Source organism: Novosphingobium naphthalenivorans NBRC 102051 (assembly GCF_001590985.1).
Lineage (GTDB): Bacteria > Pseudomonadota > Alphaproteobacteria > Sphingomonadales > Sphingomonadaceae > Novosphingobium > Novosphingobium naphthalenivorans.
In genome coordinates this window covers 1-26,448 of sequence record NZ_BCTX01000036.1, presented here as the reverse complement: position 1 = coordinate 26,448, position 26,448 = coordinate 1, and the positions used below count along the sequence as shown (strand labels likewise).

The window sequence follows — 26,448 nt, the reverse complement described above, 5'->3', positions numbered from 1 at the left end:
ATGACCTGTGCTCTGCCCGAGACCACAGATTTATGTTGATGAATTCCGTGAATCGTCAAGAAAGCCAAACTTCCCCCGAAGCCGTCGTCGTGCGTTTCGCGGGCGACTCGGGTGACGGCATGCAGCTCACTGGCGGTCAGTTCACCTTATCGACCGCACTGGCCGGCAACGATCTGGCCACCTTTCCGGATTTTCCCGCAGAGATCCGCGCGCCGCAGGGCACGCTGTTCGGTGTCTCGGCGTTCCAGATCAATTTCGGTTCGAGCGAGATCACCACGGCGGGCGACGCGCCCGACGTGCTGGTGGCGATGAACCCGGCGGCGCTCAAGACCAATGTCCCCGCGCTCAAGCCCGGCGGCCTCGTGATCATCGACACGGGCGAGTTCAACAAGCGCAACCTCGAAAAGGCCAAGTACGAGGTCAGTCCGCTGGACGACGACAGTCTGGCCAAGTGGGACGTGCTGGCGTTCGACATCTCGGCGCTGACGCTGGAAGCGGTGAAGCCCTTCGGCCTCGGCAACAAGGAAGCGCTGCGCTGCAAGAACATGTGGACCCTTGGCCTTGCGCTGTGGATGTTCGATCGTGACCGCCAGCCGCTGATCGACTGGCTCAAGGGCAAGTTCGCCAAGAACCCGATCCTGGCCGATGCCAACATTGCCGCGCTCAATGCGGGCCATGCTTATGGCGAGACGGCGGAACTGGCCGGGCCGCTCAAGAAGCTGCACGTCGATCCGGTTCCGTCCGAACCCGGCCTCTACCGCACGATCACCGGCGCGGAAGCCGTATCGCTCGGCCTGGTCGCAGGTGCGCAGCTCGCGCACCTGCCGATGTTCTTCGGCGGCTATCCGATCACGCCGGCTTCGGCGATCCTTCACAACCTCGTGAAGATGAAGGAATTCGGCGTCACCACCTTCCAGGCGGAAGACGAGATCGCGGCGATCTGCGCGGCGATCGGCGCCAGCTATGCCGGCCATCTCGGCGTCACCTCGTCGTCGGGCCCGGGCATCGCGCTCAAGGGTGAGGCAATGGGCCTTGCCGTGATGACCGAACTGCCGCTGATCATTGTCAATTCGCAGCGCGGCGGCCCGTCGACCGGCCTGCCGACCAAGACCGAGCAGTCGGACCTCTATCAGGCGGTCTATGGCCGCAACGGCGATGCGCCGATACCGGTGATCGCCGCGCGCTCGCCAGGCGATGCGTTCGATTGCGCGATCGAGGCCTGCCGCATCGCGGTGCAGTTCATGACGCCCGTCATCCTGCTGACCGATGGCTATATCGGCAATGCCTCCGAGCCGTGGAAGGTGCCCGATCCGGCGAGCTATACGCCGTTCCCGGTCACGTTCCTCGAAGAGAGCAACAATGGCGAGGGCCATGTCCTGCCGTTCAAGCGCGACGAGCGCGGCGTGCGCCCGTGGATCAAGCCCGGCACCGCCGGCCTGATGCACCGCATCGGCGGCATCGAGAAGGCCATCGACACCGGCAACATCGATTATGCGCCGCAAGTCCACCAGGCCCAGACCGATGCCCGCAAGGCCAAGATCGACGGCGTGGCCAAGGCGATCCCCGCGCAGGACGTGTGCCTGGGCGAGGACACCGGCAAGCTGGCGGTGGTCGGCTGGGGCTCGACTTTTGGCCCGATCCATCAGGCCGTGCGCCGCGCCCGCAAGAAGGGCCTTTCCGTCTCGCACGTCCACGTCCGCCATATCTGGCCGCTGCCCGAAAATCTGGGCGAGCTGCTCAAGGGCTTCGACAAGGTGCTCGTGCCCGAGATGAACACCGGCCAGTTCAAGACCGTGCTGCGCGATCAGTTCCTGATCGATGCCCAGCCGCTCACCAAGACCAGCGGCCAGCCTTTCACCATTGCCGAGCTTGAAGCGGCGATTGAAGCCAAGCTGGCCTGAGGGGACCGAATACCATGAACGACATGACCCCCATCCAGACCACGCTCAAGGACTGGGAAACCGACCAGGAAGTGCGCTGGTGCCCCGGTTGCGGCGACTATGCGATCCTGAAAGCCGTGCAGCGCACGCTGCCGATGGTGAATGCGGATCCGAAGAATACCGTGTTCGTCTCGGGCATCGGCTGCTCCAGCCGTTTCCCGTACTATGTCGAAAGCTACGGCTTCCACACCATCCACGGCCGCGCGCCTGCGTTCGCGACCGGCATCAAGCTCGCCAACCCGGACCTCGACGTCTGGCTGGTGACGGGTGACGGCGACGGCATGTCGATCGGCGGCAACCACACGATGCACGTGCTGCGCCGCAATCTCGACTGCCAGATCATGCTGTTCAACAACGAGATCTACGGCCTCACCAAGGGCCAGTACTCGCCGACGAGCCGTGTGGGCACCAATTCGCCGACCAGCCCGATCGGTTCGGTCGACCGTCCGGCGCTGCCCTGCGCCTTCGCGCTGGGCGCGGGCGCGCGCTTCGTGGCGCGCGGCTACGACATCTCGAAGGACCTGCCCGAGGTTCTCATCGCGGCCTACAACCACAAGGGCGCGGCGTTCGTGGAAATCTTCCAGAACTGCATCGTCTACAACAAGGACCGCTTCGACGACTTCACCCAGAAGAAAGTCGCCGATGATACGCAGGTCTGGTGCCGCGATGGCGAGCCGCTGCTGTTCGCCAAGGGCACACAGGGCCTTGCGCTCGATTGCGATACGCTTTCGCTCAAGGTCGTCGACGTGGCCGATGGCGATTGGCAGGCGGCGGGCGTCGCGGTGCACAACGTCAAGAACCGCGGCCTCGCCCACATGCTGGTGGAAATGCCTTTCGGTGCCTTCCCGATGGCGCTCGGCGTGATCTACGACGATCCGCGCCCGACCTTCGAGAGCGAAGTCGTGGCCGAACGCGCCAAGCTGATCGAAGGCAAGACCGCCGATCTCGGCAAGCTGCTGTCCAAGGGCCAGACCTGGTCGGTCGAGCCCGAGGCCGCGCACGGGCTGATGGATTAATTCTCCCGCCAAGGCGCCAAGATGCCGCGTCATTGGGACATTCACCGCCTTCCTCGCATTGCGGTGAATTGTGTCTTTCACATTCACCGCGAAATCGGACGCGGCCTTCTAGAATCCGCATATGAAACGGTCATTTGCAAGGTGCTCTGGCAAGAAGGTTCTATGGTGGAACGGCAACGTGGCGCTCCACTCACACATCGCGAGGCGCCCAAGTGACCTCGCTCTAGGACTCACTTGAGCGAGGTGTTAATGGAACAGATTCGGATCTGGATGGCTAATGAGACCTTTGCGCGGATGGGCGTAGACAGGAGCGTTGAACGCTGATTCTATCGGCTTTCCAAGGATGAGGGGTGGCCATGGCGCAGCGTTCGATCGGTCAGCAGCAGTTTGGTTTTGCCGGACGGACGCGGCCCTCATCAACGCTCGACGAGCTTGGCAGGCTGATCGACTGGAACTCGGTCGCGGTGCTTCTTGATCCTCTCTATCGGGCTGCCAAGGGGGAGCCTCCTGCCTTCCAATAGCGATGTTCAGGGCCCTGCTTCTTTCGATCTGGTACGACCTGTTCGACATGAAGCTGGCCGAAGCGCTCGACAATCGTGCCTCCTTTCGCAGTTTCTGCGGGTTTTCCGCGAATGAAGCGACACCTGAGCGGGGCCTGTCAGTAATTTTGTGCGCGAGGTCATATAGATGGAATGGAAAGGACCATCGATATGGCGATCGACAAGGAGTTACTGGATCAGTTGCTGTCAGGGCGTGATCCGCAGGATTTGTTTGCCAAGGACGGCTTGATTGCTGAACTGAAGAAGGCGCTTTCGGAGCGGATGCTTGCCGCCGAACTGGACGATCATCTCGAATCGGAAGCCGAGGTGGGGATCGGCAATCGCCGCAACGGCACCTCGAAGAAGACGATGCTGACCGGTTCTTCGAAGCTGACGCTGGACATTCCGCGTGACCGGCAGGGCACGTTCGATCCCAAGTTGATCGCCAAATACCAGCGGCGCTTCCCGGACTTCGACGACAAGATCATCTCGATGTATGCGCGCGGCATGACGGTGCGTGAGATCCGGGGACACCTGGAGGAGCTTTACGGCATCGATGTGTCGCCGGACCTAATCTCGACGGTGACCGACGCCGTGCTGGAAACCGTCGCTGAATGGCAAGGACGGCCGCTTGATGCCTGCTACCCGCTGGTCTTCTTCGACGCGATCCGGGTCAAAATCCGGGATGAGGTCTTTGTCCGTAACAAGGCGGTGTACATCGCGCTCGGTATCCTGCCCGACGGGACCAAGGAAATCCTCGGGATGTGGATCGAGCAGACCGCGGGGGCGAAGTTCTGGATGCGCGTCATGAACGAGCTCAAGAACCGGGGTGTGGCCGACATCCTCATTGCCGTCGTCGACGGATTGAAGGGCTTCCCCGATGCCATCAACGCCGTGTTCCCGCAAACGGTGGTCCAGACCTGCATTGTGCATCTGATCCGTAACTCGATGGGCTTTGCGTTGTGGACGGACCGGAAGGCCATCGCAGCTTCCCTGCGCAGCATCTATCGCGCCGAGCCACTTCTCGATGGAAATCCCGGGCCAACTCTCAGTGGAAATCTACAGTCGAGGCAACAATCGCATTCCCCGACAACGGCATCATGGTGCGCGACGGCGGTGCCATCACGATCTTTACCTGGACCTACTCGCAGGCGCGACCGTGCGACGTGCTGTGGAACCAGAACCTCGGACATCTCGGGACCGGATTGCCCTATGCGATCGGCGCTGCCCTCGCCGCAGAGCGGCAGAGGCCGGTGATGCTGCTGACGGGCGACTCCTCGTTCATGTTCCACATTTCCGAACTCGAAACAGCCGTTCGCAAGCAGCCCCCGGTGATCTGCGTAGTGAGTTGCGACTACGCCTGAGGGCTTGGAGTCGGTGTCTATCGCCGAACGCTCGGTCCGAATTCTCCCGAAACGGAGGCACACTGGGGCGACGGAGTCAGACTGGACATGGTCGCCAAAGGATTCGGCGCTTACGGCGAATATGTCGAGCGCGAAGAGGACATCGGCCCAGCGATCGCCCGAGCGCTGGCGCGCGGAAAGCCCGCCGTGATCCTGGTCCCGGTCGACAAAGTCGTCAATGCCACCGAGACCCCGAACTACGACGAATACGCCTCATGGGGCGTCTATTGAGGCGGCGCCTCATCGCCCGCTTCAAGCAGGCAAGCGTCCTGAACATTTTTCTACTGACATCAATAAGCCGAACAAACGATCCAGATCGCAGGTCTAACCCCGCTGTCTAACCCCCAAAGCACACAATTGAAGACCCGGCACATTGCTAAATGCACCGGGCCTTCAACATCACTTGGCGAGCGAATCAGCGCTGCAGCCGCAATACTTGGCCCAAGCGTCCATCAGTTTACGGCGCTTGTTGAACAGGTCTCCTCTTCGATAAGCGGCCTCCGCTTTGCCCGGAATGGTGTGCGCCAGCGCCATCTCGCATACTTCATTCGGAAAATTGGTAGTCTCCGATGCCCAGTCCCGAAAGGTAGAGCGAAAACCGTGCACGGTTTCCTCGATGCCCATCCGTCGCAGCAGCATGGGCATCGCCATGATACTGAGGGCATTGCCCATCGCCGAATTCTTGAAGATCAAACCGGACCGCGACTTCGCAGGCGTGGCCTTGAGAATTTCAAGCGCTGCCTCGGACAATGGCACCCGATGCTCACGCTCAGCCTTCATACGCTCAGCTGGCACGATCCAGATCCGCTGGCGAAGATTGAGTAGCCCCTAGATTTCTGGACGCCTTCTATCCTAATTTTGAGGACAGGAGACGACGATGGGGAAGCCCAATTTCAGTGATGAGTTCAAGCGTGATGCGGTGGCCCAGATCACCGAGCGAGGGTATCCGGTAGCGGAGGTTTCTGAGCGTCTCGGCGTCAGTCAGCATTCGCTGTATGCATGGAAGCGGCAACTGGCGAAGGTGGTGTCTGGCGATGCCGGCAAGGATGCCGAGATCCGCCAGTTGAAGCGCGAACTGGCCCGGGTGACCGAGGAGCGCGACATCTTAAAAAAAGCCACCGCGTATTTCGCCAGGGATGCAAAGTGAGATACGCGTTTGTTGCCGAGCATCGTGGCCAGTTCCCGGTTCGGTCGATGTGTCGGTGCCTGCGCATCCAGCCCAGTGGTTTCTACGCCTGGCAGAAGAGCCCGCTGAGCCAGCGGGCTCGGGAAGATGCTCGGCAGACGGAGCTGCTACGACAGGCCTGGAACGACAGCGGCAAGGTCTATGGCTACCGCAAGCTGCACGATGACCTGTTGGATCACGGCGAGACCTGCTGCCCCAACCGTGTTGCGCGGTTGACCAGGCTGGCGGGCATCAAGGCGCAGGTCGGCTACAAGCGGCGGCCCGGCAGCTATGGCGGCAAACCTTCCTTGGTAATCGACAACACGCTGGATCGCCAGTTCGACGTGGCTGCGCCAGATCGGGCCTGGGTGACAGACATCACCTACAGTGCGCCTCGTCCCGGATGGTCCGGGAGGCGTATGTTGGAATGCAAAAGAGAAAGGAGGAATTGAACGAATGCCTTGCCCTCTGCTGTGAGGGGGCATGAGCCCAAGCGGCGGTGACCTGCTGTCAACTGGCAGGGTGACGTAGCCCGCAGGTAAAGGGGATTGAGGCGAAGCCGTTACGCCGAGATGGTCCCCGAGGCTGTAGCGCTGGAAGGTTGAGGAACACGAACCGGTTAATCCGCATCCGAGGGCTGAAATGTCGCCTTCGCCTACACGGCTTAACAGGCGGAATGCTGATGATGGCGCCGGAGACGTATGTCGGCGGCATCCGAATGCGGGCGTACATGTAGGTCGCCCGCAGGGAGCCATGGAGAGAATGCAGCCAGACCATGGCATCGGCATCGACTTGCGGGACGCAAGGACAAGGACTGCGACCGGCAGCCTCCCCAGCGCGCGAAAGTCCAGCATATGAACGAGGGAAGGCATGATGGAATGCCAAGGGAGTTGGCCCCGATGTCCACCATGCTGGCGGAGTCCCCGTAGTAGTCCGCGACAGGGAAAGCCTGTCACATGGCGAAGGGGGACAGTTCAATCTGCTTGAAGTGCAAACTACCTGACCAAACGAGGTGAAGACCTTTGATAATCAGTGAAATGCAGCACAAGCTCGCGACATGGGCCGAGAGCGATCCGAACCGCAGGTTCGACCGCCTACTCCGGCTCATTGCTGACAGGGCGTGGCTTGCCGAGGCGGCCCGGATCGTGCTGGCGTCTAGCGGCGCCAAAACCCCGGGCATCGACGGAATGGACAAGCAACGGATGCAGGCTGGACTGGCAGAACATCTGGCCAGTCTGCGGACGGATTTGCTGACGGGGAATTACGCCCCGCAGCCGGTCAGGCGAATCTATATCCCGAAAGCCAATGGCAAGAAACGTCCACTGGGTATCCCGACCCTGACAGACCGCATCGTCCAACGTGCGATGCTGATGGCCATGGAACCGATCTGGGAGAGCGACTTCCATCGCCTCTCCTACGGCTTCCGGCCGGAGCGCAGCGTGCATCACGCTGTCCGGACAGTGAAGATACAGTTGCAGGATACTGGCGCCGGAACGCGGGGCCGCTGGATCATCGAAGGTGATCTGGCGAGCTACTTCGATACCGTCCACCACCGGCTTCTGCTTCGCTGCGTCCGGCAGCGTATCCGGGATGATCGGTTCGTCGATCTGCTCTGGCGGTTCCTGAAGGCAGGCCACATTGACCGTGGCCTGTTTGTCGCCTCAAGTGAAGGTGTTCCGCAAGGCGGCGTGCTGTCGCCGCTCCTGTCCAACATCATGCTCCATGAGTTTGATGCGTGGCTGGAGGCGAAATACCTGAGCGCCAAGGCGCGAAAGGATCGCTGGGCATGGAACTTCGGCATCCAGCAGGGACGCCCCATCACGGTTCGCGAGAACCGGCAATGGAAACCTGCTGTCGCCTACTGCCGCTACGCCGACGACTTCGTCGTCATCGTCAAGGGCACCAAGGCACATGCCGAGGCCATCCGCGAGGAATGCCGGGCCTTTCTGGAAGACGGCCTGAAGCTGACGTTGAATATGGACAAGACCCATATCACCCACGTCAACGACGGGTTCGTGTTCCTCGGGCACCGGATTATCCGCAGGCGGGGATCGAGCGGACGCATGTCCGTGGTCTCGACGATACCCAAGGAGAAAGCCAAGACCTTCGCTCGCCGACTGGTCGAGGCGCTCTCCGGCAATCATGAGGTTGCCGCGGTGGACATGATCGACAGCCTGAACCGCCAACTGGTGGGCTGGGCTGCGTTCTATAAGTTCACCGACTTCACGGCGCGCACATTCCGGCGCATCGACACCGTCGTGTTCTGGAAAATGGCGCACTGGTTGGCGCAGAAGTACCGATCCCGTATCAAGCCCTTGATGCGCAAATGGTACCGCGTGCCGGCAATCGGCCAAGCAAAGACGTGGCTGATTTACGACCGGAGCAATCAGGGCAATGCCGTCGGCAAGGCGCTGCGACGACTGGTCACCAGCCAGAAGATGCAGTTCCGGTGGCGGAACCCGGAGCGAAATCCCTACATCTTCAGGGACGAACTCCGAAACACCGTCACTTCTCGCTATCATGATGTCGCCATGGCCATGGGCCAAGGTTGAATGGAGAGCCGTATGCGCTGAAAGGTGCACGTACGGTTCGGGGAGGGGAAGCGCTTATGCGCTTCCTACTCCACTCCGCACCCTGGAAGGCTTTGCCTATCTGGCCGTCGTGATCGATCTCTATTCCCGTCGGGTAGTGGGTTGGTCGATGCAGAGCCGGCAGACCACCGATGTGGTGCTGCAGGCACTGCACATGGCGGTATGGCGGCGCAAACCAAAGCAGCGGGTGCTGATCCATTCGGACCAGGGCTCGCAGTTCACCAGCATGGACTGGGCTGCGTTCATCCGGGCTCACAATCTGAAGCACTCGATGAGCCGACGTGGCAACTGCCACGACAACGCTGTGGCCGAGAGCTTCTTCTCGTCGCTCAAGCGTGAGCGCATCCGTCGCCGGACCTACAAAACACGCGAGGAAGCCCGACAGGACGTGTTCGATTACGTCGAGATGTTCTACAACCCGGTGCGCAAGCAGGTCAGGAACGGGATGCTGTCGCCCGTCGAGTTTGAACGGCAGCAGTTTTTGAAAGCGGAAGGCGTCTAGGGTCCGGATCTGTAATTGCAGAGCTAGGCGGTGTGATCCCTTGAGGGTTTCATGGATCTGTCCGCACTGGCCGAGCCGCAGGCTGGTCGTGCTGTATCGGGTCTCACAGAGGCGAACGTTGCATTGACTCGATGCGGGCTTTTCCGCCCATCTGACTACCTTCGCAGATCGTTCGTCCCTGCGTTCCCTCGCGGGACACCGCCCTCGGATCAGCTTTGACGCTTCACCGCTGGCAAACAGATGCTACTCTATCTCATGCTTGGAACAAAGTGCCGTCGCGAAGCATGGCGTGCATGATGACCGCAAGGCGGCGAGCAAGGGCGACACGGGCCTTCTTCAGGCCGCGACGCTTGGCGATCTTCATAGCCCACGTCTTGAGCGCGAAGGTTTCCCGGCTTCGGGTCAGGATCGAGTTGGCGGCTTCATACAACAACTTGCGCACGGTCCCGTCGCCTTGCTTGGTGATCCGGCCCGTCCAGTCGAGTTCGCCCGATTGATGGCGTCTGGGCACTAGGCCGAAGTAGGCGCCGGCATTGCGTGATTGTCGGAAGCGCCCCGCCTCATCGACCGCAGCTGCGAAGGCGGCCGATGTCTGCACGCCCACGCCAGGTATGGTCATCAGGATTTCGCAGGCCTGCGACTGGCTGGCGATGATGCGCAGCCGGCAATCCATGGCCTTGATCTGCTCGACCAGTTCAGCGCGTACCGCCAGCAGGGACGCGATGGCCTCGCCCAAGCCGGGAATGTGGGCAGCCTGCATGATGCGCTCGAGGAATGCCTTCCCCTGACCGGTACCGGGACGATAGCCGAACGTGGCGCAAAGACCGCGGATCGTGTTGTCGAGCCGGACACGTGCTTCGACCAAGTGGCTACGCGCGGTGATCACGCTGCGCACGCCATGGGCTGCCGGGGATTTGACGTGCACCTCCTTGTAGAACCCCGTCCGCGCCAATTGCGCGAGCCCAGCGGCATCATGCGGGTCGGTCTTGTTCGCCTTCATCGCCTTCAGGCTCTGGTGCGCCTGCCGGGCATCGATGCACACGATCGGCACGCCGAGTTCGCGCAGGCCAAGACAGATCGCCGGCGACATGCGCCCCGTCTCGATCACTACACGCTCGATGGGGCCATCGCGCTTCAGTATCGCGGCGATCGCCTCCGGAGAACTCTCCACCTTTTCCGACACAAGCTTTCGGCCGTTTTCGTCAACAATGCAGACCTGCGTGGTTTCCATCGACAGGTCCAGTCCGGCATAATGCTTCATGGCTGCTTCCTTCCTTCAGGATTCGACAACCAGAAGTGTGCGCCTCTACCGAGGTCCGAGGGAAGCAGCCGCAATTACACGATGACTCGTTACAGCCACCAGATGACGGCGGCGGCGAGGGCGATGGCGCCCATGAAGTTTTTGACATTGCGGTCGAAGCGGGTGGCGATGCGGCGCCAGTCCTTGAGGCGGCAGAACATGCGCTCGATGACGTTGCGCTGCTTGTAGATGGCCTTGTCGTAGTCGTACTGGATTTTGCGGTTCTTGCGCGGCGGGATAACGGCCTCGGTGCCGCGCTTGTCGAGCCACTCGCGCAGAGCTTGGCTGTCATAGCCCTTGTCGGCGACGAGTTGGGTGGATGGCGGCATCGCCTCGATGCAAAGCTGCGCGACCTTGCAATCGTGGACGTTGCCGGGCGTCAGGAGCAGGACGACGGGGCGGCCTTTCGCGTCGCAGACGGCATGGAGCTTGGTGTTGCGTCCGCCTTTGGTGCGGCCGATACCATGAGCCAAGGCCCCCCTTTTCCACCGCCGGCGCAGCGGTGGACCTTGATGCAACTGCTGTCGATGAACAGTCGATCTGGAGCGCCGCCGGCTCCCGCCAGCGCGCTGAAAATGCCTTCCCAGATGCCGCGCTCCGACCAGCGGACGAACCGATTGTAGAGCGTCTTCTTCGGACCATAGACGTCAGCACAGTCCGCCCAGCGACCGCCGCAGCGAAGCGCGTGGACAATCCCGCTCAACACTCGACGATCATCCGCGCGTGGCTTGCCGCGAACATCCGTTGGCAAAAGCGGCTCGATCCGAGCCCACTGTGCATCGGAAAACCAAAAGAAATCAGACATCTCACCGCCTCCTCGCAGAGGCAATGAATCACAATCCTGTCGTGGTGGGAATCCAGTTATTGGGTCCGGACCCTAGAAAACTAGGGGCTATTCAATCCTTGCCAAATCTTTGCTGCATGCGCTTCGCCACGCTCAGCGAATAGCGTCGTTGCCGCCAGGCTGTCGGGCTGTGGTAGACCCCGACCGCCCGCCAAAAGTCTCCTGTATCACGCAGCGCCGCGAGAAATATCCAGCGGGCCGCTTCCACGTTAAAACAGGCATCGAAGCGGAGCCAATTGCGGACCTCAGGGCCTGACCTGCCCATTAGCTGTGCAATCTTCGGCACCCACCAACTGTTGATCTGCAAGGGGCCAAGATCATACGTGCCATTGGTGTTGCGGACCTCGGCACCGATCCAGCCCGCCTCCTGATCGCGCAGGCCCCAGAGGGTCTTTTCAAGCCAGGGACGGCCCGCAGCAGCGTCGTGGATGCAACCGGCAATACGGGCTTCATCGGCCTTACGCACCGCGGCATGCACCGGCGTGGCAATAAGCATGAACGCCGACGCGGGCAGCCAAAGCCGAGGCGCCTGCCCGAATAGCGTGGACCCAAGGAAATTGGTGGTCATGTGCGAACTCCCTCACGGTTGAGCAATGGTATCAGCGGTCAAAACCGGATCGATCGTTGAATTTCTGGTGATCTTGATCGGCGGGCGGTGAAGCTTGGCTCCTGCCCGAATCAACATGACGGCGCCCGGAGCTGGCACGGCGATCAAGTGCCGCTTTCAGGATACGATCCATGATTTCCGCAATGCCGCGCGCACCTTCTGCGAGATGCTCACTCAATCCCTCCGAGGAGCGGCGCTGATCAAGCTGGCGTTCCAGCAGCTGGTCGCGCCGGTCCTGTCGCAAGCGCTGCTGATCGTCACGCGCCTGCGCTAGGCGTCCCGCATGACGATCGCCAAGAGCGCGCGCGGCATCTCGATCGAGCCGGCCGAGCCCTTCCAGCGCCGAAGTCTTCTCCCCGGATCGCGCTTCCAACTTCTCGACCAGCTTCTTCTCGTTTTCGGTCCAGAGCTTCACGCCAAGACGCGCGCGGGTGATCGCCGTGTAGTAGTTCTGGCCGTTGACCAGTGCGGAATTGACCGGCGCCAGGACATAGACCCGCGCATAGGTCTTCGACTGCGCGGAATAGACGGTTTCGGCATAACCGTGGTCCCAGGTCTTGTGCAGGGATAGGTCGATGGTCTGGACGCGCTCCCCGCGGTCCCAGCGGATGGTGGCCAGGCTCCCTTCCAGCTTCTCGACCGAACCGCGCTCGGCATTCTTCAGGTCCAGTTCGCGGTTGACGAGCCTCCACTGGATGCGGTCGCCTTGCGCAAGATCACGCTCTTGGCGGTGGAACACATTGACGTGACGCGCTTGCCCCAGGCGCGGATCCCACCGGATCATCCGGCCATTCTCATCGACAAGGCGAACGACCTGTCTGCCATTGGCATCCTGGCTGAGACCGGCCACCCGGTACTCGGTATCGCGGGCGATGCCCGGACCGGCCAAATCGCGAGCAAAAGTGACAACCTGCCCACCAGAATAGAAGCGCGCGAAGTGCTTTTCCTGGGCGGTCATGCCTGCGGGGGTGAGCACCGAGAGGCGGGTATCCTCGGCCGCAATCGCACTCTCAGACTTGAGGGTTTCGCGGATCTTTGCATTGACCAGGAGCCGCGTTTCGTTCTCGAGCACGAGGATATTGGTCGTCGCGCGCGTCTCCGGCCCCAGCCGGGTCCATTCCTCGACGAGTCCCCTCGCCAGGCGCTCAGCGCTTGCCCCGCTCACCACCTTGTCGAGCCTTTCGAGTGAGGCGGCGTAGTTTCCTGCCCGGGCTTCGGTCACCGCGGCCTTCATCGTGCGCGTTTCCTGCCGCATCGATTCCGTCAGCTCCGCAGTCGGAAGTCCCAGGCGCTGAAGGAGCCAGAACGGCTTGCCCTGCTCGATCGCGCCAGTCTGCCGGTTGTCCCCCAGCAGGATGAGCCTCGCGCCTGTCTCCCGGCTTATCTGGAGCAGGCGTTGAGCCTGCCGGTTCCCCAGTTGCCCCGCCTCGTCGACCAGCAGGACGTGGGTATGAGTGATCCCGTGCCCGCCGCCTGCCAACAGGCTGGCCACGGTTCTGGCATCAACGCGTGCCCCGTCGCCTAGATTGGCGGCGGCCGAGGACGTCGGCGCCAGAGCAAGAAAGCGCGTTCCAGGTTCGGCCGCCTCGGCAAGCGTTCGCATCAAGGTCGACTTGCCTGCACCGGCGACGCCGTGGAGACCCATGACACGATCGCGCGACGACGCGAGCATGACCAGCGCCTGCTCTTGCGCCGGATTGAGCCCTGCGTGTTCGAGCCGTGCCAGCAGGCGATCGGACGAAGCAATGGGCCGGCCATCATCCAGTGCAAGGGCGAGTTCGCGCGACAAGGCCTGCTCGAGGCGTGCACTGCGCCGCGTTGTGCGCCCCCGGGTCAGGGGATGATCGCCGGTCGGCTCGCGCACCGCGAACAGTTTGCGCCGTGCTTCATGCTCACCGATGAGTGGCCGCACTTCGGCGAGACGGACCTCCCCGACATGGCTTGCCAGCGCATGACGGTAGAGTGAGCCCAGGTTGGAGACGGCCTCGCGGGTTTCTGCCTGGCGGATCCCGAACAGGGCCGCGCGCCGGCTTGCCATAGGATCGCGCTGCAGCCCCTCTCGTTCCCGTTCTGCCGCTCGGGAACCAAGGTCAGCCAGATCCTTCACATAAGGTTTTGCGCGCTCGGCCCATTGCTCTTTCAGGTCGCCGAGCCCCACCTTCACTTTGGCTCCGCGCGTTTCGTAGAACGAGGCCCTGCGCGCGGCCTGCCCTGCCAGGCCATGTTCCTGGGCGTGAGCATCGATCTTTCGGGAACGCTGCGAGGTGTCGCGGATGAAGTCCTTGGGCACGCCAGCGATCTCGAAGAGGCCCCGGCGCGGATCGAATTCGATTTCGAAGCCCTGTTCACGCAGGTCCCGCGCGAGTTCGTTGCGGTAGACCTGTCCCGCCACCATCTGCTCGGCGAACATGGCCCGGGTCTCGAGGCTCGCCATGGGGCCGCCCACTTCACGATTGGTCATGTTGAGGACGACAACATGCGTATGAAGGTGCGGGTCAAGGTCCCGGCTCGCATGCTCGGTGAAACGGGCGAACAGCAGTCTTCCGGTTGTCTCGTGGATGATCTCACCGTCCTCGCGCCGGCGGAGCGAAGCATGTTCTTCCAGATAGGAGAGAGCCGTGGTCACTGCGCGTTCGTGTGCGGCGATGATCCGGTCATCGCCCGCGACGAGCGCTATGATCGAAACCGACTTGGGCGCATTGACCGCGAAGTCCCATCCGGGATGGTGCTGGATCTCCCCGTCCCCGCGATGCCGGCCAAGCTGCTGGCCCGCCACGCGCCCGGCAAGCAGTTCGGCAAAGACATGCGGATCGACCTTGCCCTCAAGCCCAAGCTCGGGCGCGAGGCGCCCTCCCCATTGGCTGGGCTCGGCACCACCCTTGGTGTAATAGTCGCCCACCGTATAGTAGCGCGCGATATTGCCCGAAGTGCCCTTGAGACGGCGGGGATGGATCATGCCGGCCGGGCCTTGCGCGAAGGTCCGCCAGAACGATTATAGACATTGATCTCGATACGCGGACGGCCGCGCTTCGCGCCGAGTGTGAAGTCCTGCACTTCGCGTGGTTGGTCCGGATTGCCGTCCGGGACCACCTCGCCGTTATCCGGCGACACGGGCGGAACAGGTTCGGGGGAAGGCAGGCCATCCGAAGGAGGGGCGTTCTCGAATAGATCAGGCTGCCCACCTGCATCGCCGGACTTCCCGCCTGGATTGCGTCGCTTCTCACGCCGTTCTGCTTTGCCATTCGCAGTGCCCGCTTCACCGGGTTCGGAGCACGCATCTGGTTTCTCCGCCGCCCGCAGGGCAGCAATGATCGCAGCACCTTCTCCGTCGCGCAGGGGAGGATCGTTACGCTCCACAAAGCCTTGGGCAATCGTCGGCAAGGAATTGAACTTGTCCTTGAAGCGCACCACCGGCAGGTCCCGGCCGAAGCGCAAATACCCCGAGAGATTGGGCAGGTTGGTGACCTCGGTATGCATGACGAGCGGGCGCGTCACCTGCATGCGCGAGAGGTTCACCCCGTCGCGCATGTCGTTGACGCCGTAGGACATGCCTTCGTTTGCCTCGATCTGTTCGACCTGCCCCAGGTTTTCCGAAACGTGCTTGGCTGTGGGGGTGTCGTTCGCCCGTAGCGCGACCCAGGTCGAGCAATAGCCCGTGATCGCCGCGGCATCCTGGATCCCATAAGTCGCTTCCAATTGCGGGTAGGACTGGAAGCCGAGGATACCGCAGCCGCCGTACTTGCGTGCGCGGGCAAGGAAGTCCGACAGGGACGGCAACTTCTGCAGGGTGGGGAGTTCGTCGACCACGCAGTAGAGACGACGCCGGTGATCCGGCGCCATGCTCATGATTGCCGAGATCGCGATGTCGATCCAGACGGTGATGAGCGGCCGCAAGGAAGGAAGCTGGTCGGCCTTGACGGTGATGAAGAGCCAGTTGTCTCCCTCCTCGTTGGTAACCCAGTCGCGGATCGATAGCCCGGTGCGTGTGTCGTCGAGGTAGGAGAAGCTGCGCATTACGGAAGCGAGTTCAGCCTGGATTCCGGCCGATGTCCGGTCCCCTTCGAGGCTGATGAATGCGGCCGCTTCGGTATCCTGAGCAAAGGCGACAAGATCCTTGAGCCGGGAACGCAGCAGGCGGTCGAGAAGCACCGAGACCAGCATCTCACCTTCGCGTGCAAGCTTCCTCAGGACCGCGACCAGGGTCCCGCGCGCGGACCTTGCCCAGAAGGGATCGCCCGCCTTGTCGGGGATCGTCGATTCCGCCATCTGGTCGTAGTGATATTCGCGCGGAACGTCCCCCCACGGCGACCAGTGCGCGGTGCGGGCGTCGAGCGGATTGAGGATGATGTCCTTTCCCGGGCGGTAGAACTTCTCGACGAAGGTCCCTGCCGTATCGTAGACGATCGCGCGCTTGCCCTCCTTGCGAATGCCTTCGAGCATCTTGACGATGATGTTCGTCTTACCCGTGCCGGGGGCTCCACACAGCAGGATATGCTCCGGTTCGAAGGCATCGGGCACCGGAACACCGCCGATCCGAAAACTTCCTCGCTCGAATTTGGAGAGCACCCGTCTGACCTGCCTGACCGTTCCGAATTTTGCACCGCGCAGGTATTCGTTCGAGCCAAGCCCCCTGCCCGTGCGGGTAAAGGCATACCAGGCGCAGGCGAGCACGACGAGCGAACCTGCTCCCGACAATATGGCCCCCCGGATGCATTCGGCTTCAAAGGCATGGAGTGTCTTCGCCGCGATCGGCGATGCCAGCAGCCAATCGGCCGAGGTCCAGTACTGATAGCCGGCGGGCGTCTTGAAGAGGACGGGGTCGTTTGTTCCGGGTGCCGCCTGAACCTTCATACTCGCTTCAAGAAGCTTGAGGAGCACGAAGCGCTGATAGTCGCTGATATGCTCCAGCACCCACCACACCGTCAGGATCACCCACAATCCCAGCCCGGCCATTACGGTCTGGAAAAAGACCTGCGTGGTCATGCGGACATTATGGACGATCGACTGCCCTCCGCGGGTCCAACTCCCGAGGGTATCGCTGCGAAAGATGCTCATGAGCGCCTTCCCTCCTGCGCAAAAGGGAGCGCTTCAGCGCCGAAACGCAGCCCCGGCTGGACTGGTTCGGGGATAGCGCCGTGCCCGAACTGTGGAGCAGCCGGCGACAACCGAACCGCACGCTTTGGGTGCCGCCGGCCTCCTGACATGCCCCCCTTCATCGGTCCTGCTCCGGATCGAGGAGGCCCCGTTCGCCGAGGATCGCGCGGGCATCGAGCATCCCCCGCTCGAGAAGTTCGGGCGCGCGGGCGCCGATCGAAGTCGCGAGCAAGGTCAGTATCTGGATCGAAGTCGCCAGAACCTCGTCCTGCGAGGAATAGATGTAGCGCCCATCGGGATCGGCCGCCTCGCCCAGAACCTGGCGGACGAACTCAGACAAGGTGAGGTTTGCTCCGTAGGCCCGGCGCTGAAGCTGCCGGAAAAGGGTGTCGTCCACCCGGACGCTTATTCTGTGCATGCCATTGCTCCGCTGTGCGAAGCCCGGCGTTAGAATGTCATGAAGCAGGAGTTTTCTACCGCAAACCGGCAGAAAACTCAAGAAATGCCGCTGTCCGCCGTGGCACACGCCGGAAAAACGAGGAAGCCCAAGGGGTTCGCGAGGAGAGGCTCAATCGCGATACTACCGGTATGACGCCAACCCGGTCCAGCGAATGACACGGCACCCGCTGCAACCCACTGAACAAGCCGAGAAAACGCGCGCAGCACCCGTGCGTACGGTGCATTACAAAACGGCCACGTCCGTGCGTCCTTTCTTGCGCAGCGATTTCTCGCTGCGTCGCCACGTCCCGGAAGGGGCGCGGCTCCCCCGAAGGGGGCCTTGTCCTTTCGCCGGTGGGACACCGGCAGGCTGATCATGGTGCCACATAGGGGAAGCTTCGATTTCATGATGACCTCCCCGTCCAGGGATTGCAGGCCGCCTCCTGGCGGCCGATAATGGAGACGGCGGGTAGACCATCGAAGGAGCGATGGACATGCCCAGGAAGACCGACCGTGAACGCCTCGCCGACCTCGAAGTACGCCAGCGCATGATGGCCGAAGAGGTGGAAAAGACCCGCCGCGCCCTGCGCGGCAAATACGCCGAAATCGTCACCGAGCTGCCCGTCGAGGTCCTCACCGAACGGGAATTTCGCGACCTGCTTGTCGCCGCGGTCCGGTGTGGCGGCGCGGCTGCCGTGAGCGCCCTTCGCGCCCTCCCGGAGGCAAGCACCTCGTCCCAGCCGGGTACTCCCACGAATACCAAGTCATCCCGCAGGGATGGCCCAGCGACGAGCATGGCGTAGCCACGCGCAGGAGGCCGGAGCCACACTCGTGGCTCCGCATCGGCCCCGCGACGGGCGCGAAGCCGTAAGGCTTCGGGTCCCTGAGCGGGGGCGATATCCTCGCTGGCAAAAAGAGAGACCGGCCGAGCCGAAGCCCGACCGGTCCTTGCTCCCCTCTTACGCTGCGGCCCGATTGGAGCGCTGGTCCTTCAGCGCGAAGAAGTGCGCCGGTATCCGCTTGGCCCTCACCTCACGGGCAAGATGCGACTGCAGCCCGGAGCCTTCGCACACGATCGCTTCAACCGGACGCAGGGCCAGGAGTTGCTCGTTGCGCGCGAACCCCGCCCGCTTGCCGAGACGCCGGTCGAGCGTGAAGGCGATGAGCATGGTGCCGCTCCGCGCCGCCCAGGCCGCCGCGATCGCATCGCAGCCCTTGTCCTGTGCTGTGGTCGCCAACACCATGTTCGGGACCCGCGCCTTCACCGCATCCAGCGCTTCGGTAAGAAGCTCGTGATCCTCCCACACCTGTCCTCCGGAAAAGACCACCACCGGACCTTTCGGTGCGTGCGTCTCGGCCTTGCGGATCCGCCGCGCGGCGAGGAAGTCCTGCGCGGCGACCACCGAGGCGGTGCGCTTGGAGGAGACCAGCGAGCCCCTCGGGGAGGACCATGGCCGCCCGCTTTCGGCAAGGTAGGTTGCCGCCGCGTGATCGCGCATGCAGGCCACCGCTTCGCGTGCTTCGTCCAGCGACTGGCAGAGCACCTGCGCTTCCTCCAGTTCGCCCATCAGCACCTCGCTGCCATCGGCATCGCGGGCGAGATCGCGAACCTTCATCGCCGCCCGGTCGGCTTCGCCGTCGAGCTGTTCAGCCACCTTGTGGAAGGAGTTGACGATCCCCCAGGCCAGACGCGGCGCAAGGCTTTCGATGCGGGTATCGCGCAGCACATCGAAGAGCGTGGCGACCAGCATTTCTGTGGCGAGCTGGGCCTGCATGGCATCCGGCATGTCGCAGGTCAGTTCGTCTTCGGCGATACCCATGCGGCTCGCATCGAGGCCGGTTTCGAAAGCGGTGGAGAAGCCATCCGCCGGCGTCATGGTTTCCGCGGCGATGAGATCGGCGATTTCTGAAAAGTCGCGAATGGTGCGCTTGGTGTTCATCGTAGCCTCCTTGAATTCAGGAAAAGAGGCTTCCCCTCGGGCACGGGCTGCGAGCGCCGGGGTCAAGGACCGGGCGCAGCCCGGCCGCGAAGCGGGCGACGGAGGAACCGATTTGCGCAGCAAATTGGAGGGGCCGTCGATCCTTGAGGCCGGGGCTGACCCCGTGCCATACTTGGACTTGTTGGAAGAGAGAATAATACACGGGCGCCTGCCCCATACGCCCGAGCCCTGGCATGGGCTCGATGCCCATGGCGGGGCTTTTGCATGGTTCGCGGGTGCGTCTTTACCGGTGGGATCAGCGGAAGGTGTGAATTCCCCGGCAGCACAAAAATGGGCTGGCGCGCGAGGAGTGCGGCCAGCCCGAATTGTTCGGTTCAGTCGCGCGGACCAATCCTGTCCGCGCTGCCCTCGTCATGCTCGTGGTAGTGGGCCATCGCCCGGATCAGGCGGAAGGTAGGCGTCAAAAGGGTTGCCGTCATGGAGATGCCCGAAGGGCGTCATAACGAAATCGTCTCCGTCGCGGCCCACGGCCGTGACGACGTAGCGAGGAACGCCGGTCAGGGCATCGGTACATTCCAGCAGTGCGAGATTGCCATCGGCCGCAGCGCGAAGGAGCGTCTCGAAATTGCGGCGATAGGGTTCGGGGATTGCCATGCGAACCTCCTGTCCTGGGAATATGATGGGGCAGGCCAAAGGCCCTGCCCCGGATGATCAGGCCGGCGTCATGCCCGCATACACGGGACAGCGGTGTCATCGATCTGGTCCGTCTTGCGGAACGCATGGATCGGAACATGGGCCTCGCGCAGAACCTGATAGAGATTCGCCTGAAGGCCTGAACCTTCGCACAGCAGCGCTTCGACCGGCTTCAGTTCCGCCAGCTTGCGGTTGCGGGTGAAGGCCGTCTTACGGCCCGAACCGTAGAGCCCGTAGGCAACCAGCGGCACGCTGTTTTCCGGGCGCGCGGCCCAGGCCGCCGCGATGGCATCGGCGCCCTTCCGCTGTCCGGTCGTCACCAATGTCATGTGCGGCACGCGCGCCTTGATCTCGTCGAGCCGCGCCCACAGCGTTTCCCAGTCGTGCCATTGGGCGGGACCCGAAAACACGACAACAGGTCCCTTGGGACTGTGCTTCTCGCGCGCGGCCAGTTCGCGGGCTCGCAGGAAATCGAGCGCCGCGATCTGGCTCGCGGACGAGGCCGAGGAGGCCTTGCTGCCGCGCGCCGGAGACCAGGGCCAGCCCGACTGCACCCGGTACATCTCCGCCGCGTAATCGCGCATGCATTCGATAGCGGCGCGCTGCTCGGCGAGCGACTGGCACAGCAGCTGCTTCTCTTCGAGCTCGTTGTTGTAGACCTCGCTCATGTCAGGATGGCGCGCCAGATCACCCAGTTCGAGGGCAATAGCGTCCTCGCGCCGTTCCAGTTTTCCGGCAACGAAGTGGAAACTGTTGACGAAACCCCAGGCAATTTCGGGGGCGAGCGGTTCGAGCCGAGTGCCGGTGAACAGGTCGAAGATCGCGGCGATGACACCGCCGCATTCGGCCTGCGCCGCGAAGGGTTCGGGCATATCATGTTCACCCGGTTCCTCGCCCGGCTGGGTGATGGAAACAGCAAGCGGGTCGCCGAACGCCGCCTGGAATTCCGGGGTAGCGGTCATTTCGGCATAGAGGGTTTTGAGGTCGGCGAAGCGATCGACGCTGCGCGTGGGCGGTGTGCTGTTCATGGCAAGGCCTTTCACATCTCGGGATCTGAACAAGAAAAGGCCGGAGGCGCTGATTGCGCCCCGGCCTTCGCAAGGTGCTGTTCGTGCAGGATCAGAACAGCGGTTCGTCGCCCTCATCGGCACCGGCGGCCATCAGCGCGCCATCGGCTCCTGCAGTGCTGCCACCGAAGCCTTCCTGCCCACGCTCGTCGTAGGAGCGCTGCATCCCGCCGAAGCCACCGGCAAACTCGGACCGCATGGTCTCGCGCCGCCAGGCGATGGTGTAGCCGCCATCTTCGGTCGGGAAGAGCGCGACGGGCAGCGGTTCGGGAAGGCCCGGATCATCGACCGATCCGGCAAGGAACGCTTCCCCGGTCTTCTTTGAAAAGGCCTCCCACAGCGCCCCGATCTGCACCCAGCGCCGGGCGACGTTGAGCGCCAGGATCTCGTAAGCAGGCGCTCGGTCGCTCATGCTCTCGACCTTGCGCAAACCGATACGCGGCAGGTCGATGGTGCGGGTGGCGATGGCCCCGGTAAGGCGGCCATTGACGCTGCGAACTTCTCCAATGTTCATGATCTTCACTCCTTGATGATGTCGCTCTCGAACCATTTCTTCGCGACACCTTCTCCGGACCTCCTCTCCTCTGTATCCCGCCGTAGCGGCCTCATCCTTGCGTGGCCGGGCGCAACACCCTTCCCTCTCGCGCCACGCCGTCCGCCAACCTGGGCGGACTGGCTCGCTCCCTATTTCAGGGGTATTGTTCCGCTATGGACTCGGAAACGCTTCGCACCGTGGCGGACCTTACGCGCAAGCGCGCAGCGCGCGGGTGTTCAGGCGCGCAAGACGACGGCATGATGCGGCTGGGCGCAGCACGCGCCCTCACCCAGCTTGCTGTGGATCTCGAAGTTTCCGCGGCCGAACTTGAGCGCACTGCTGGTTCGCGGCGAAGGCGGAACTGATCAGCGCCTGGGGGATGAAGGGGCTATCCGGTCGCGTTCCGGATCACCGCACCTCAGTTTCCAATCACACGGTGCATGCCGAGGTCAGGCTGAAGCTGGAGCAATCCAGGTCAACGTGAGGCGGTCTGGTCCGGCCATCTGGCCCTCGGCGACAACCTGTTGGTCATGGAATGGGGCAAGATCGTCCTCGGAAACGAGGAAGATCAAATCCCCATCGCCCGTTTCGAGAACGGCGCTGCGGCCGTTGAGGCGCAGCAGGCCAGTAAGGCGGCGATAGGTAGGATGGTGCGACGCCATCAAACCATGGCTTTCAAGCGCAGCGCACCGTGTGCGCCAGTGTGAGCACGGAACGTCCAGCAATTGATTCGCGGCAAGACCATGCGCCCCCTGTCCGGCGATCCTCCGCAATGATCAAGGCTTAACATATGGCAGATGCTATCCTGGTGTTTCCGCGTCGCGGCGCAGAAGAAGGCTGCAGATCGATCAACTGTTCGTAGCGCCGGCGGCGATGCCGGCGATGCACTTGCGGGCGTTCGCGAATACCTGATCGCCGGAAATGCCGGGGCCGCTGGTGGCGCCATGCTCGATCTCGGCGCGAAGCGCATGGAGCCGCACCTGACGCGTTGCTTCCAGTTCCTTGGCCAAACCAAGGCTATCGCTGGCGGATCGACGATAGGGTCGGCGGCCCGTTCCATCCGCTTTCACCGAATGGAGACCACTTCAACACCTACCTTTTCGGCAACTGCGCTCCACTGTCGGTCCGATGTCCAGGCCGGCACATTCTCAATCGAGGCCAGGGCCAGACAGAAGCGGTCGCCCAGAGACAGTCCGGCGTCAGCAGTCAAGGCACGCAAGTGCCCTGCAAGCCGCGCGATATCGGCATCAGCCGGAACAAGGGAGATTGGCAAGGGATGCAGCATGTCATCCACTTTGTGTGGGGGCATACCATTGTGAATGAAGTGACTGACGACTTCCGCGTAGTTGACCACGCTCATGCGCGCATCGCCAAGCGCTTCGGCCACCTTGTCACCGCCAGGCTCCTCCCGGAGCATGGCCAGGAGCGCGGACGCATCGAGAATGAATGCGCTCATGCCCCGCTGTCTTCACGCCGGTTTGCGAGAAACGCATCGACTGAGGCATCAGGCCGGTCAGCGGTATATTTTCGGGCGAGCGCGCGGGCGTGCGCGACCGACTGGGCGACAGTGCGCAAGATCACGCCGTCAGGGGTTTCCTCGACGATCAGCGAGCCGCCACCTGCAAGGCCAAGCCGCTTGCGGATATCGGCGGGCAAGCTCAGCCTGCCGCTGGGTGTTATCGAAATCTGGATTGTCATAGCGCAGGCCCATATGGCTGATGATCAACATTGTGACATAATTTAGAATACATGGCACAATTTACACCTCTTGTCATGCGTCGCAGATCACCGCCCAACGCGGCAATGGTTGACGGCAGCAGGCGCGGCGAATGGCCGCCGCTTCATGCGACAAGCGCGAGAATGATTTCGTCGTTGCCAGGCGCCAGACAACTTGTGCGGATCGGTTGAAATGGATTGCCGGTCCTGACGATAAACTGGCGCAGACCCGTTTGCTGGCGCGCGCGGAGGGCAACATTATAAGCCCGATCAAAATTTGTGAGTTCTGCCCGGCGCGGCGATAGCGTGCAGCCGGTATCGGCATTGTGCATGGAGCTTCTCCAATCCAGGGTTCGCCGCGATCATCAATGTCGCCCGAACGGGCTGATCGTCAATCCCGGCGATCCTCGCCGAGCTCCTCATCAAGTATCGTACCAATGCTCTTGCCTGAAATACCGCCCGCAAGGCCTTGGTCGATCCGTTCGCCCAGAAGCGCTTTCAGTTCAGCCCAAGGCTGATCGGTGTCACCATCGGCCGGAAAAAGCCGCTCGATCGCATACTGCCGGATCGTCTTGCCCTGCAAGGCCGCCAGGGCCTTCAGGCTCTGGTGCTGCTGCTCGGAGATATCGATGGTGAGCCGACTCATGGGGGGCCTCGCAAGTTTCTACAAACGACCATTTACAGAAATGTGGGTTTGTTGTCATGCATGCCGGCAGGGCTGTAATGGTTTCACCGCTCACACTGTGCCTCGCGCTCCTGGCAAACGCAGGGCCGGAGTCACCACGGAAACACCGGCAGGGCATCAATGGTGTCGGCATCGCAGTCAAACAGCAGGTAACTGCACCCCAGATCCCGGGCGAAGCGCATGGCCGCCAGAAGCTCCAGGGGAACCTTCCGGCAGTAGGGTTCGGGGATTTCGCGGCTGGCCACGAACCAGCCTTCATGGGTCGATGCGACGGCCAGTGGCCGAAGCGAGCGGTCGAGCGCGGCCCAGGCATCGAGCCGGTCGGCTGTGCTCAGGCACACATGCGATGTGCTGAGCACGAGATAGCGCCCGAATTCCACAGGCACCTCCAACGATAATGAAAATGGGGACGTGCCGGCCGATGCGACGATCGCGTGGCCGGCACGTGGCGGTTCAATTGACCTTTTCGAGGATCTTGCGCGCCTTGCCCTCGATCTCGAGCCGCGCATCCTGATTGGTCTTGCTCCGCGCGTGGGCGGTAATCCCCTGCACGAAGTCATAGAGGCTCTCGGGCGGACGACCTTCCTCGGCGAGCACGCTGGCAATGATCTTGCCGGTCTCGGTCTTGGAGAAACCGCGCTTCCTCAGAAAGTCCTCGCGGTCCTCGTCCTTGCGGGCAACGATGCGCTCGCGGGCCTGCTTGATGCCGTCGACAAAGCTCCTGGGCGAGGAATCCGCGAAGTGCGCGAGGGCGGGTGCGGCTTCATGCGCGAAGCGATTGGCGGCGAACTTCGAGTGGCGGATGTTGATTTCCTCGAAGTTTTCGACGCCCCAAAGGTTGCGATTCTGGCACACTGCACGCAGGTAAAACGTCGCAATTCCAAGGGTTTTGGCGCCGACTTCCGAGTTCCACGCATAGAACCCCCGAAAGAACAAATCGGGCTCGCCATTGGGAAGCTTGCCGGCCTCGATAGGATGGGTGTCATCGACCAGGAACAGGAAGACATCGCGGTCGGAGGCATAAAGCGTCGTTGTTTCGCTGCTCACATCGACATGGGGGTTGTAAACCATCGAGCCCCAGTCGAGCACACCAGGGACCTTCCAGCGGGTATCGCCAGTTCCGTTGCCTGCAATGCGCATTACGGCGCTCACCAGTTCGTGATCCCAGATGCGGCCATAGTCAGGGCCGGTGACCGCGCGCAGTTCGGTGCGGCCAGTATCGGTCTGGAGCAGTTTCACCTGTTCGCCGCGATGGGAGAGTAATCCGTGCTGCATGTTGATCCCGGCAAGCGCTGCCGGCAGCGTGCGCAGATAGGAAGCAGGGGCGCCTACCAGACTCGCGAGCTGCCCGAAGGACCAGTTGGTCGGCGCAATCGGCGTATCGTCGCCCGGCGCGATCAGCGTGAGCATTTCCGGGTCCTCGCTGCGCGCCTCGACACGCACCTGCCTGCTTTCGACGATCCGCGTCGTCGCCTGGTCGGCCCGGCGGCGCACGCTGGCGTGGAGTTCGGTGAGCGAGAGATAGCGTTCATCGTCGGGGCGCGAGAACCATTCGGATGAGACGCGAGAGATATTCTGGCCGCGCGAGATGTCGACGCGGTATCCAGTGCTGACGGGCGCGTCAGAAGGGTTTTCGATGATACGGGCGAATGTGGTCATGACAGGGCTCCTCGTATGGGAATAGGACATGAGCCGGAGCGGCGCTGGCCCCGCACTCGCCCTTCCCCACCTCCTCCCCTTCGCTGCATTCTTGCAGGACCTGTCCCGCACGGCGTCACCCGTCGATGGCTTGCCATTCGTAAAGCAGGTGAGCATCCGGATCGTGTTCATTCCCGATCGCGATCCGCACCAGGCGTCCATCGCAGGCAAAATTGGCGGCGCGCGGGAAATCACAGTAGCTGCGCCCTTCGAACACGAAATCCCGCGAGCGGACCTCGATCACCTTGCGCGCCGCGCCCAGCGCGCGATGGTTGAAGGGCGCGTGCACGAGAGTGAGGGTGTCGCCGGGTTTGAGGCGCTTCTTGAAGCCGGCGAGCGAGACGAGATTATCGACCGGATTGGCCTTCCCGCGCCGGGCCGCAAGCGCCGCCCAGTAAGCCTGCCCGATGGCCACTTCGGCATAGAACGAGCAGTTCCAGTAATCCTGGAGCGGGTTGGTGCGGCAAAAGCCGAAGCGCTCGATCTGATCGCGCACCGTCGTGATGAATGTCTCTTGCGCTTCGCGCGTGGACAGATCACCCGGGGCGTCGAGAACTTCGGCCGTGATCTTGCGGCCACCGGTAAATCGCTCGCTGCGAAGGACGAAGCGGATTTCAGGGAAATGGCTCGCAAGGTGCGTCTCGATCCGGCGGCACAATGTGCTTAGTCTTACTG

The 26,448-nt window shown here is 62.5% G+C and carries 27 protein-coding genes and 4 pseudogenes; 11 read left to right on the top strand and 20 right to left on the bottom strand.

Going from position 1 to position 26,448, the window contains the following annotated elements:
• Positions 1-47: 47 nt before the first annotated feature.
• The 7 genes and pseudogenes from NN5_RS13255 to NN5_RS27295 all read left to right on the top strand — a co-directional run bounded on the left by NN5_RS13255 (position 48) and on the right by NN5_RS27295 (position 5,129).
• Positions 48-1,901 carry a 2-oxoacid:acceptor oxidoreductase subunit alpha gene (locus NN5_RS13255; protein WP_245656473.1) on the top strand — a complete coding sequence of 618 codons (1,854 nt, stop codon included), beginning with the start codon at positions 48-50 and terminating at the stop codon, positions 1,899-1,901.
• A gap of 14 nt (positions 1,902-1,915) precedes the next feature.
• Positions 1,916-2,956: a 2-oxoacid:ferredoxin oxidoreductase subunit beta gene (locus NN5_RS13250; RefSeq protein WP_067734576.1), complete on the top strand. Its 1,041-nt coding sequence runs from the start codon at positions 1,916-1,918 to the stop codon at positions 2,954-2,956.
• A 21-nt stretch (positions 2,957-2,977) separates the two neighbouring features.
• The gene (locus tag NN5_RS27305) at positions 2,978-3,172 is read left to right on the top strand and encodes a GxxExxY protein (RefSeq protein ID WP_084384917.1); all 195 of its coding nucleotides are present in this window, start codon (positions 2,978-2,980) and stop codon (positions 3,170-3,172) included.
• Positions 3,173-3,312: 140 nt separating this feature from the next.
• The gene (locus NN5_RS25870) at positions 3,313-3,477 is read left to right on the top strand and encodes a hypothetical protein (RefSeq protein WP_157081130.1); all 165 of its coding nucleotides are present in this window, start codon (positions 3,313-3,315) and stop codon (positions 3,475-3,477) included.
• Between the two features lie 2 nt (positions 3,478-3,479).
• Entirely contained in the window at positions 3,480-3,713 is a 234-nt protein-coding gene (locus NN5_RS27300) for a transposase (protein WP_084384916.1), read from the top strand.
• Positions 3,667-4,509: pseudogene (locus NN5_RS13245) on the top strand (IS256 family transposase); the annotation flags it as partial. The gene NN5_RS27300 and the pseudogene NN5_RS13245, both read left to right, overlap by 47 nt.
• Before the next feature lie 86 nt (positions 4,510-4,595).
• Positions 4,596-5,129 (top strand): annotated as a pseudogene (locus NN5_RS27295) (thiamine pyrophosphate-dependent enzyme).
• A gap of 168 nt (positions 5,130-5,297) precedes the next feature.
• Here the strand turns inward: NN5_RS27295 and NN5_RS13235 are convergent.
• Complete coding sequence (locus NN5_RS13235) at positions 5,298-5,678, bottom strand: tyrosine-type recombinase/integrase (protein WP_174523896.1); 381 nt, start codon at positions 5,676-5,678, stop codon at positions 5,298-5,300.
• A 97-nt stretch (positions 5,679-5,775) separates the two neighbouring features.
• Between NN5_RS13235 and NN5_RS25165 the strand changes: the two are divergent.
• The 3 genes and pseudogenes from NN5_RS25165 to NN5_RS13215 all read left to right on the top strand — a co-directional run.
• Positions 5,776-6,473: pseudogene (locus tag NN5_RS25165) on the top strand (IS3 family transposase); the annotation flags it as partial.
• Positions 6,474-7,100: 627 nt separating this feature from the next.
• Positions 7,101-8,615: a group II intron reverse transcriptase/maturase gene (gene ltrA / locus NN5_RS13220; protein WP_067734573.1), complete on the top strand. Its 1,515-nt coding sequence runs from the start codon at positions 7,101-7,103 to the stop codon at positions 8,613-8,615.
• A gap of 67 nt (positions 8,616-8,682) precedes the next feature.
• Positions 8,683-9,156, top strand: a pseudogene (locus NN5_RS13215) (IS3 family transposase); the annotation flags it as partial.
• A gap of 253 nt (positions 9,157-9,409) precedes the next feature.
• On the opposite strand, the gene NN5_RS13210 reads toward NN5_RS13215, so the two are convergent.
• From NN5_RS13210 to NN5_RS13185, 6 genes are all read right to left on the bottom strand, one after another.
• Positions 9,410-10,417, bottom strand: coding sequence for an IS110 family RNA-guided transposase (locus NN5_RS13210; protein ID WP_067734572.1), 1,008 nt, complete (start codon positions 10,415-10,417; stop codon positions 9,410-9,412).
• Positions 10,418-10,506: 89 nt separating this feature from the next.
• Positions 10,507-11,261, bottom strand: a protein-coding gene (locus tag NN5_RS25160) for an IS5 family transposase (RefSeq protein WP_373280339.1) whose coding sequence is annotated in 2 segments (ribosomal slippage) — positions 10,507-10,917 and positions 10,920-11,261 — 753 coding nt in all. Because the reading frame shifts where the segments join, the coding sequence is not laid out codon by codon here.
• Positions 11,262-11,352: 91 nt separating this feature from the next.
• Complete coding sequence (locus NN5_RS13200) at positions 11,353-11,868, bottom strand: lytic transglycosylase domain-containing protein (protein WP_306305105.1); 516 nt, start codon at positions 11,866-11,868, stop codon at positions 11,353-11,355.
• 31 nt (positions 11,869-11,899) lie between these two features.
• Positions 11,900-14,863: a MobF family relaxase gene (gene mobF / locus NN5_RS13195; RefSeq protein ID WP_067734571.1), complete on the bottom strand. Its 2,964-nt coding sequence runs from the start codon at positions 14,861-14,863 to the stop codon at positions 11,900-11,902.
• Positions 14,860-16,962: a type IV secretion system DNA-binding domain-containing protein gene (locus NN5_RS13190; protein ID WP_067734570.1), complete on the bottom strand. Its 2,103-nt coding sequence runs from the start codon at positions 16,960-16,962 to the stop codon at positions 14,860-14,862. The genes mobF and NN5_RS13190 overlap by 4 nt, the downstream gene beginning before the upstream one ends.
• A gap of 157 nt (positions 16,963-17,119) precedes the next feature.
• Entirely contained in the window at positions 17,120-17,419 is a 300-nt protein-coding gene (locus NN5_RS13185; protein ID WP_067734569.1) for a CopG family transcriptional regulator, read from the bottom strand.
• A 514-nt stretch (positions 17,420-17,933) separates the two neighbouring features.
• On the opposite strand from NN5_RS13185, the gene NN5_RS13180 reads away from it, so the two are divergent.
• A complete protein-coding gene (locus NN5_RS13180; RefSeq protein WP_067734602.1) occupies positions 17,934-18,242 on the top strand; it encodes a hypothetical protein in 309 nt (102 codons plus the stop codon).
• Between the two features lie 156 nt (positions 18,243-18,398).
• Here the strand turns inward: NN5_RS13180 and NN5_RS13175 are convergent, their stop codons facing one another.
• The 13 genes from NN5_RS13175 to NN5_RS26340 all read right to left on the bottom strand — a co-directional run.
• Complete coding sequence (locus NN5_RS13175) at positions 18,399-19,379, bottom strand: DUF2493 domain-containing protein (protein WP_067734568.1); 981 nt, start codon at positions 19,377-19,379, stop codon at positions 18,399-18,401.
• 411 nt (positions 19,380-19,790) lie between these two features.
• Positions 19,791-20,033 (bottom strand): DUF6117 family protein, encoded by a 243-nt coding sequence (locus NN5_RS13165; protein WP_067734566.1) that lies wholly within the window; start codon positions 20,031-20,033, stop codon positions 19,791-19,793.
• Positions 20,034-20,101: 68 nt separating this feature from the next.
• A complete protein-coding gene (locus NN5_RS13160; RefSeq protein WP_067734565.1) occupies positions 20,102-21,100 on the bottom strand; it encodes a DUF2493 domain-containing protein in 999 nt (332 codons plus the stop codon).
• A 91-nt stretch (positions 21,101-21,191) separates the two neighbouring features.
• A complete protein-coding gene (locus NN5_RS13155; protein ID WP_067734601.1) occupies positions 21,192-21,653 on the bottom strand; it encodes a DUF736 domain-containing protein in 462 nt (153 codons plus the stop codon).
• Positions 21,654-22,123: 470 nt separating this feature from the next.
• Positions 22,124-22,336, bottom strand: coding sequence for a DUF5818 domain-containing protein (locus tag NN5_RS13145; protein WP_054946280.1), 213 nt, complete (start codon positions 22,334-22,336; stop codon positions 22,124-22,126).
• A 186-nt stretch (positions 22,337-22,522) separates the two neighbouring features.
• Positions 22,523-22,684 carry a hypothetical protein gene (locus NN5_RS13140; RefSeq protein ID WP_174523894.1) on the bottom strand — a complete coding sequence of 54 codons (162 nt, stop codon included), beginning with the start codon at positions 22,682-22,684 and terminating at the stop codon, positions 22,523-22,525.
• A 56-nt stretch (positions 22,685-22,740) separates the two neighbouring features.
• Complete coding sequence (locus tag NN5_RS13135; RefSeq protein ID WP_067734562.1) at positions 22,741-23,130, bottom strand: type II toxin-antitoxin system VapC family toxin; 390 nt, start codon at positions 23,128-23,130, stop codon at positions 22,741-22,743.
• Positions 23,127-23,372, bottom strand: a complete 246-nt coding sequence (locus NN5_RS13130; RefSeq protein WP_039286629.1) for an AbrB/MazE/SpoVT family DNA-binding domain-containing protein — start codon at positions 23,370-23,372, stop codon at positions 23,127-23,129. Before NN5_RS13130 ends, NN5_RS13135 begins: the two co-directional genes overlap by 4 nt.
• 143 nt (positions 23,373-23,515) lie before the next feature.
• Positions 23,516-23,722, bottom strand: a complete 207-nt coding sequence (locus tag NN5_RS13125) for a hypothetical protein (protein WP_067734561.1) — start codon at positions 23,720-23,722, stop codon at positions 23,516-23,518.
• 59 nt (positions 23,723-23,781) lie between these two features.
• A complete protein-coding gene (locus NN5_RS13120; RefSeq protein ID WP_067734560.1) occupies positions 23,782-24,036 on the bottom strand; it encodes a type II TA system antitoxin, ParD family in 255 nt (84 codons plus the stop codon).
• Positions 24,037-24,167: 131 nt separating this feature from the next.
• The gene (locus NN5_RS13115; protein ID WP_245656469.1) at positions 24,168-24,461 is read right to left on the bottom strand and encodes a DUF5983 family protein; all 294 of its coding nucleotides are present in this window, start codon (positions 24,459-24,461) and stop codon (positions 24,168-24,170) included.
• A 67-nt stretch (positions 24,462-24,528) separates the two neighbouring features.
• Entirely contained in the window at positions 24,529-25,734 is a 1,206-nt protein-coding gene (locus NN5_RS13110; RefSeq protein WP_067734558.1) for a hypothetical protein, read from the bottom strand.
• Positions 25,735-25,849: 115 nt separating this feature from the next.
• Positions 25,850-26,448 (bottom strand): hotdog family protein (locus NN5_RS26340; protein WP_067734600.1); only part of this gene is annotated, 599 nt, incomplete at its 5' end.

Excerpts from the sequence above, each read along its gene's own strand:
- NN5_RS13165 (WP_067734566.1), bottom strand. The coding sequence starts at position 20,033 with ATGGCAATCCCCGAACCCTATCGCCGCAATTTCGAGACGCTCCTTCGC.
- NN5_RS13145 (WP_054946280.1), bottom strand. The coding sequence starts at position 22,336 with ATGGCGTCGCACCATCCTACCTATCGCCGCCTTACTGGCCTGCTGCGC.
- NN5_RS13210 (WP_067734572.1), bottom strand. The coding sequence starts at position 10,417 with ATGAAGCATTATGCCGGACTGGACCTGTCGATGGAAACCACGCAGGTC.
- NN5_RS13190 (WP_067734570.1), bottom strand. The coding sequence starts at position 16,962 with ATGAGCATCTTTCGCAGCGATACCCTCGGGAGTTGGACCCGCGGAGGG.
- NN5_RS13160 (WP_067734565.1), bottom strand. The coding sequence starts at position 21,100 with ATGAACAGCACACCGCCCACGCGCAGCGTCGATCGCTTCGCCGACCTC.
- NN5_RS13180 (WP_067734602.1), top strand. The coding sequence starts at position 17,934 with ATGCCCAGGAAGACCGACCGTGAACGCCTCGCCGACCTCGAAGTACGC.
- NN5_RS13175 (WP_067734568.1), bottom strand. The coding sequence starts at position 19,379 with ATGAACACCAAGCGCACCATTCGCGACTTTTCAGAAATCGCCGATCTC.
- NN5_RS13135 (WP_067734562.1), bottom strand. The coding sequence starts at position 23,130 with ATGAGCGCATTCATTCTCGATGCGTCCGCGCTCCTGGCCATGCTCCGG.
- NN5_RS13250 (WP_067734576.1), top strand. The coding sequence starts at position 1,916 with ATGAACGACATGACCCCCATCCAGACCACGCTCAAGGACTGGGAAACC.
- NN5_RS27305 (WP_084384917.1), top strand. The coding sequence starts at position 2,978 with ATGCCGCGTCATTGGGACATTCACCGCCTTCCTCGCATTGCGGTGAAT.
- NN5_RS13125 (WP_067734561.1), bottom strand. The coding sequence starts at position 23,722 with ATGCACAATGCCGATACCGGCTGCACGCTATCGCCGCGCCGGGCAGAA.
- NN5_RS13235 (WP_174523896.1), bottom strand. The coding sequence starts at position 5,678 with ATGAAGGCTGAGCGTGAGCATCGGGTGCCATTGTCCGAGGCAGCGCTT.
- NN5_RS13130 (WP_039286629.1), bottom strand. The coding sequence starts at position 23,372 with ATGACAATCCAGATTTCGATAACACCCAGCGGCAGGCTGAGCTTGCCC.
- NN5_RS13120 (WP_067734560.1), bottom strand. The coding sequence starts at position 24,036 with ATGAGTCGGCTCACCATCGATATCTCCGAGCAGCAGCACCAGAGCCTG.
- NN5_RS27300 (WP_084384916.1), top strand. The coding sequence starts at position 3,480 with ATGTTCAGGGCCCTGCTTCTTTCGATCTGGTACGACCTGTTCGACATG.
- NN5_RS13155 (WP_067734601.1), bottom strand. The coding sequence starts at position 21,653 with ATGAACATTGGAGAAGTTCGCAGCGTCAATGGCCGCCTTACCGGGGCC.
- NN5_RS13200 (WP_306305105.1), bottom strand. The coding sequence starts at position 11,868 with ATGACCACCAATTTCCTTGGGTCCACGCTATTCGGGCAGGCGCCTCGG.
- NN5_RS13185 (WP_067734569.1), bottom strand. The coding sequence starts at position 17,419 with ATGCACAGAATAAGCGTCCGGGTGGACGACACCCTTTTCCGGCAGCTT.
- ltrA (WP_067734573.1), top strand. The coding sequence starts at position 7,101 with ATGCAGCACAAGCTCGCGACATGGGCCGAGAGCGATCCGAACCGCAGG.
- mobF (WP_067734571.1), bottom strand. The coding sequence starts at position 14,863 with ATGATCCATCCCCGCCGTCTCAAGGGCACTTCGGGCAATATCGCGCGC.
- NN5_RS25870 (WP_157081130.1), top strand. The coding sequence starts at position 3,313 with ATGGCGCAGCGTTCGATCGGTCAGCAGCAGTTTGGTTTTGCCGGACGG.
- NN5_RS13110 (WP_067734558.1), bottom strand. The coding sequence starts at position 25,734 with ATGACCACATTCGCCCGTATCATCGAAAACCCTTCTGACGCGCCCGTC.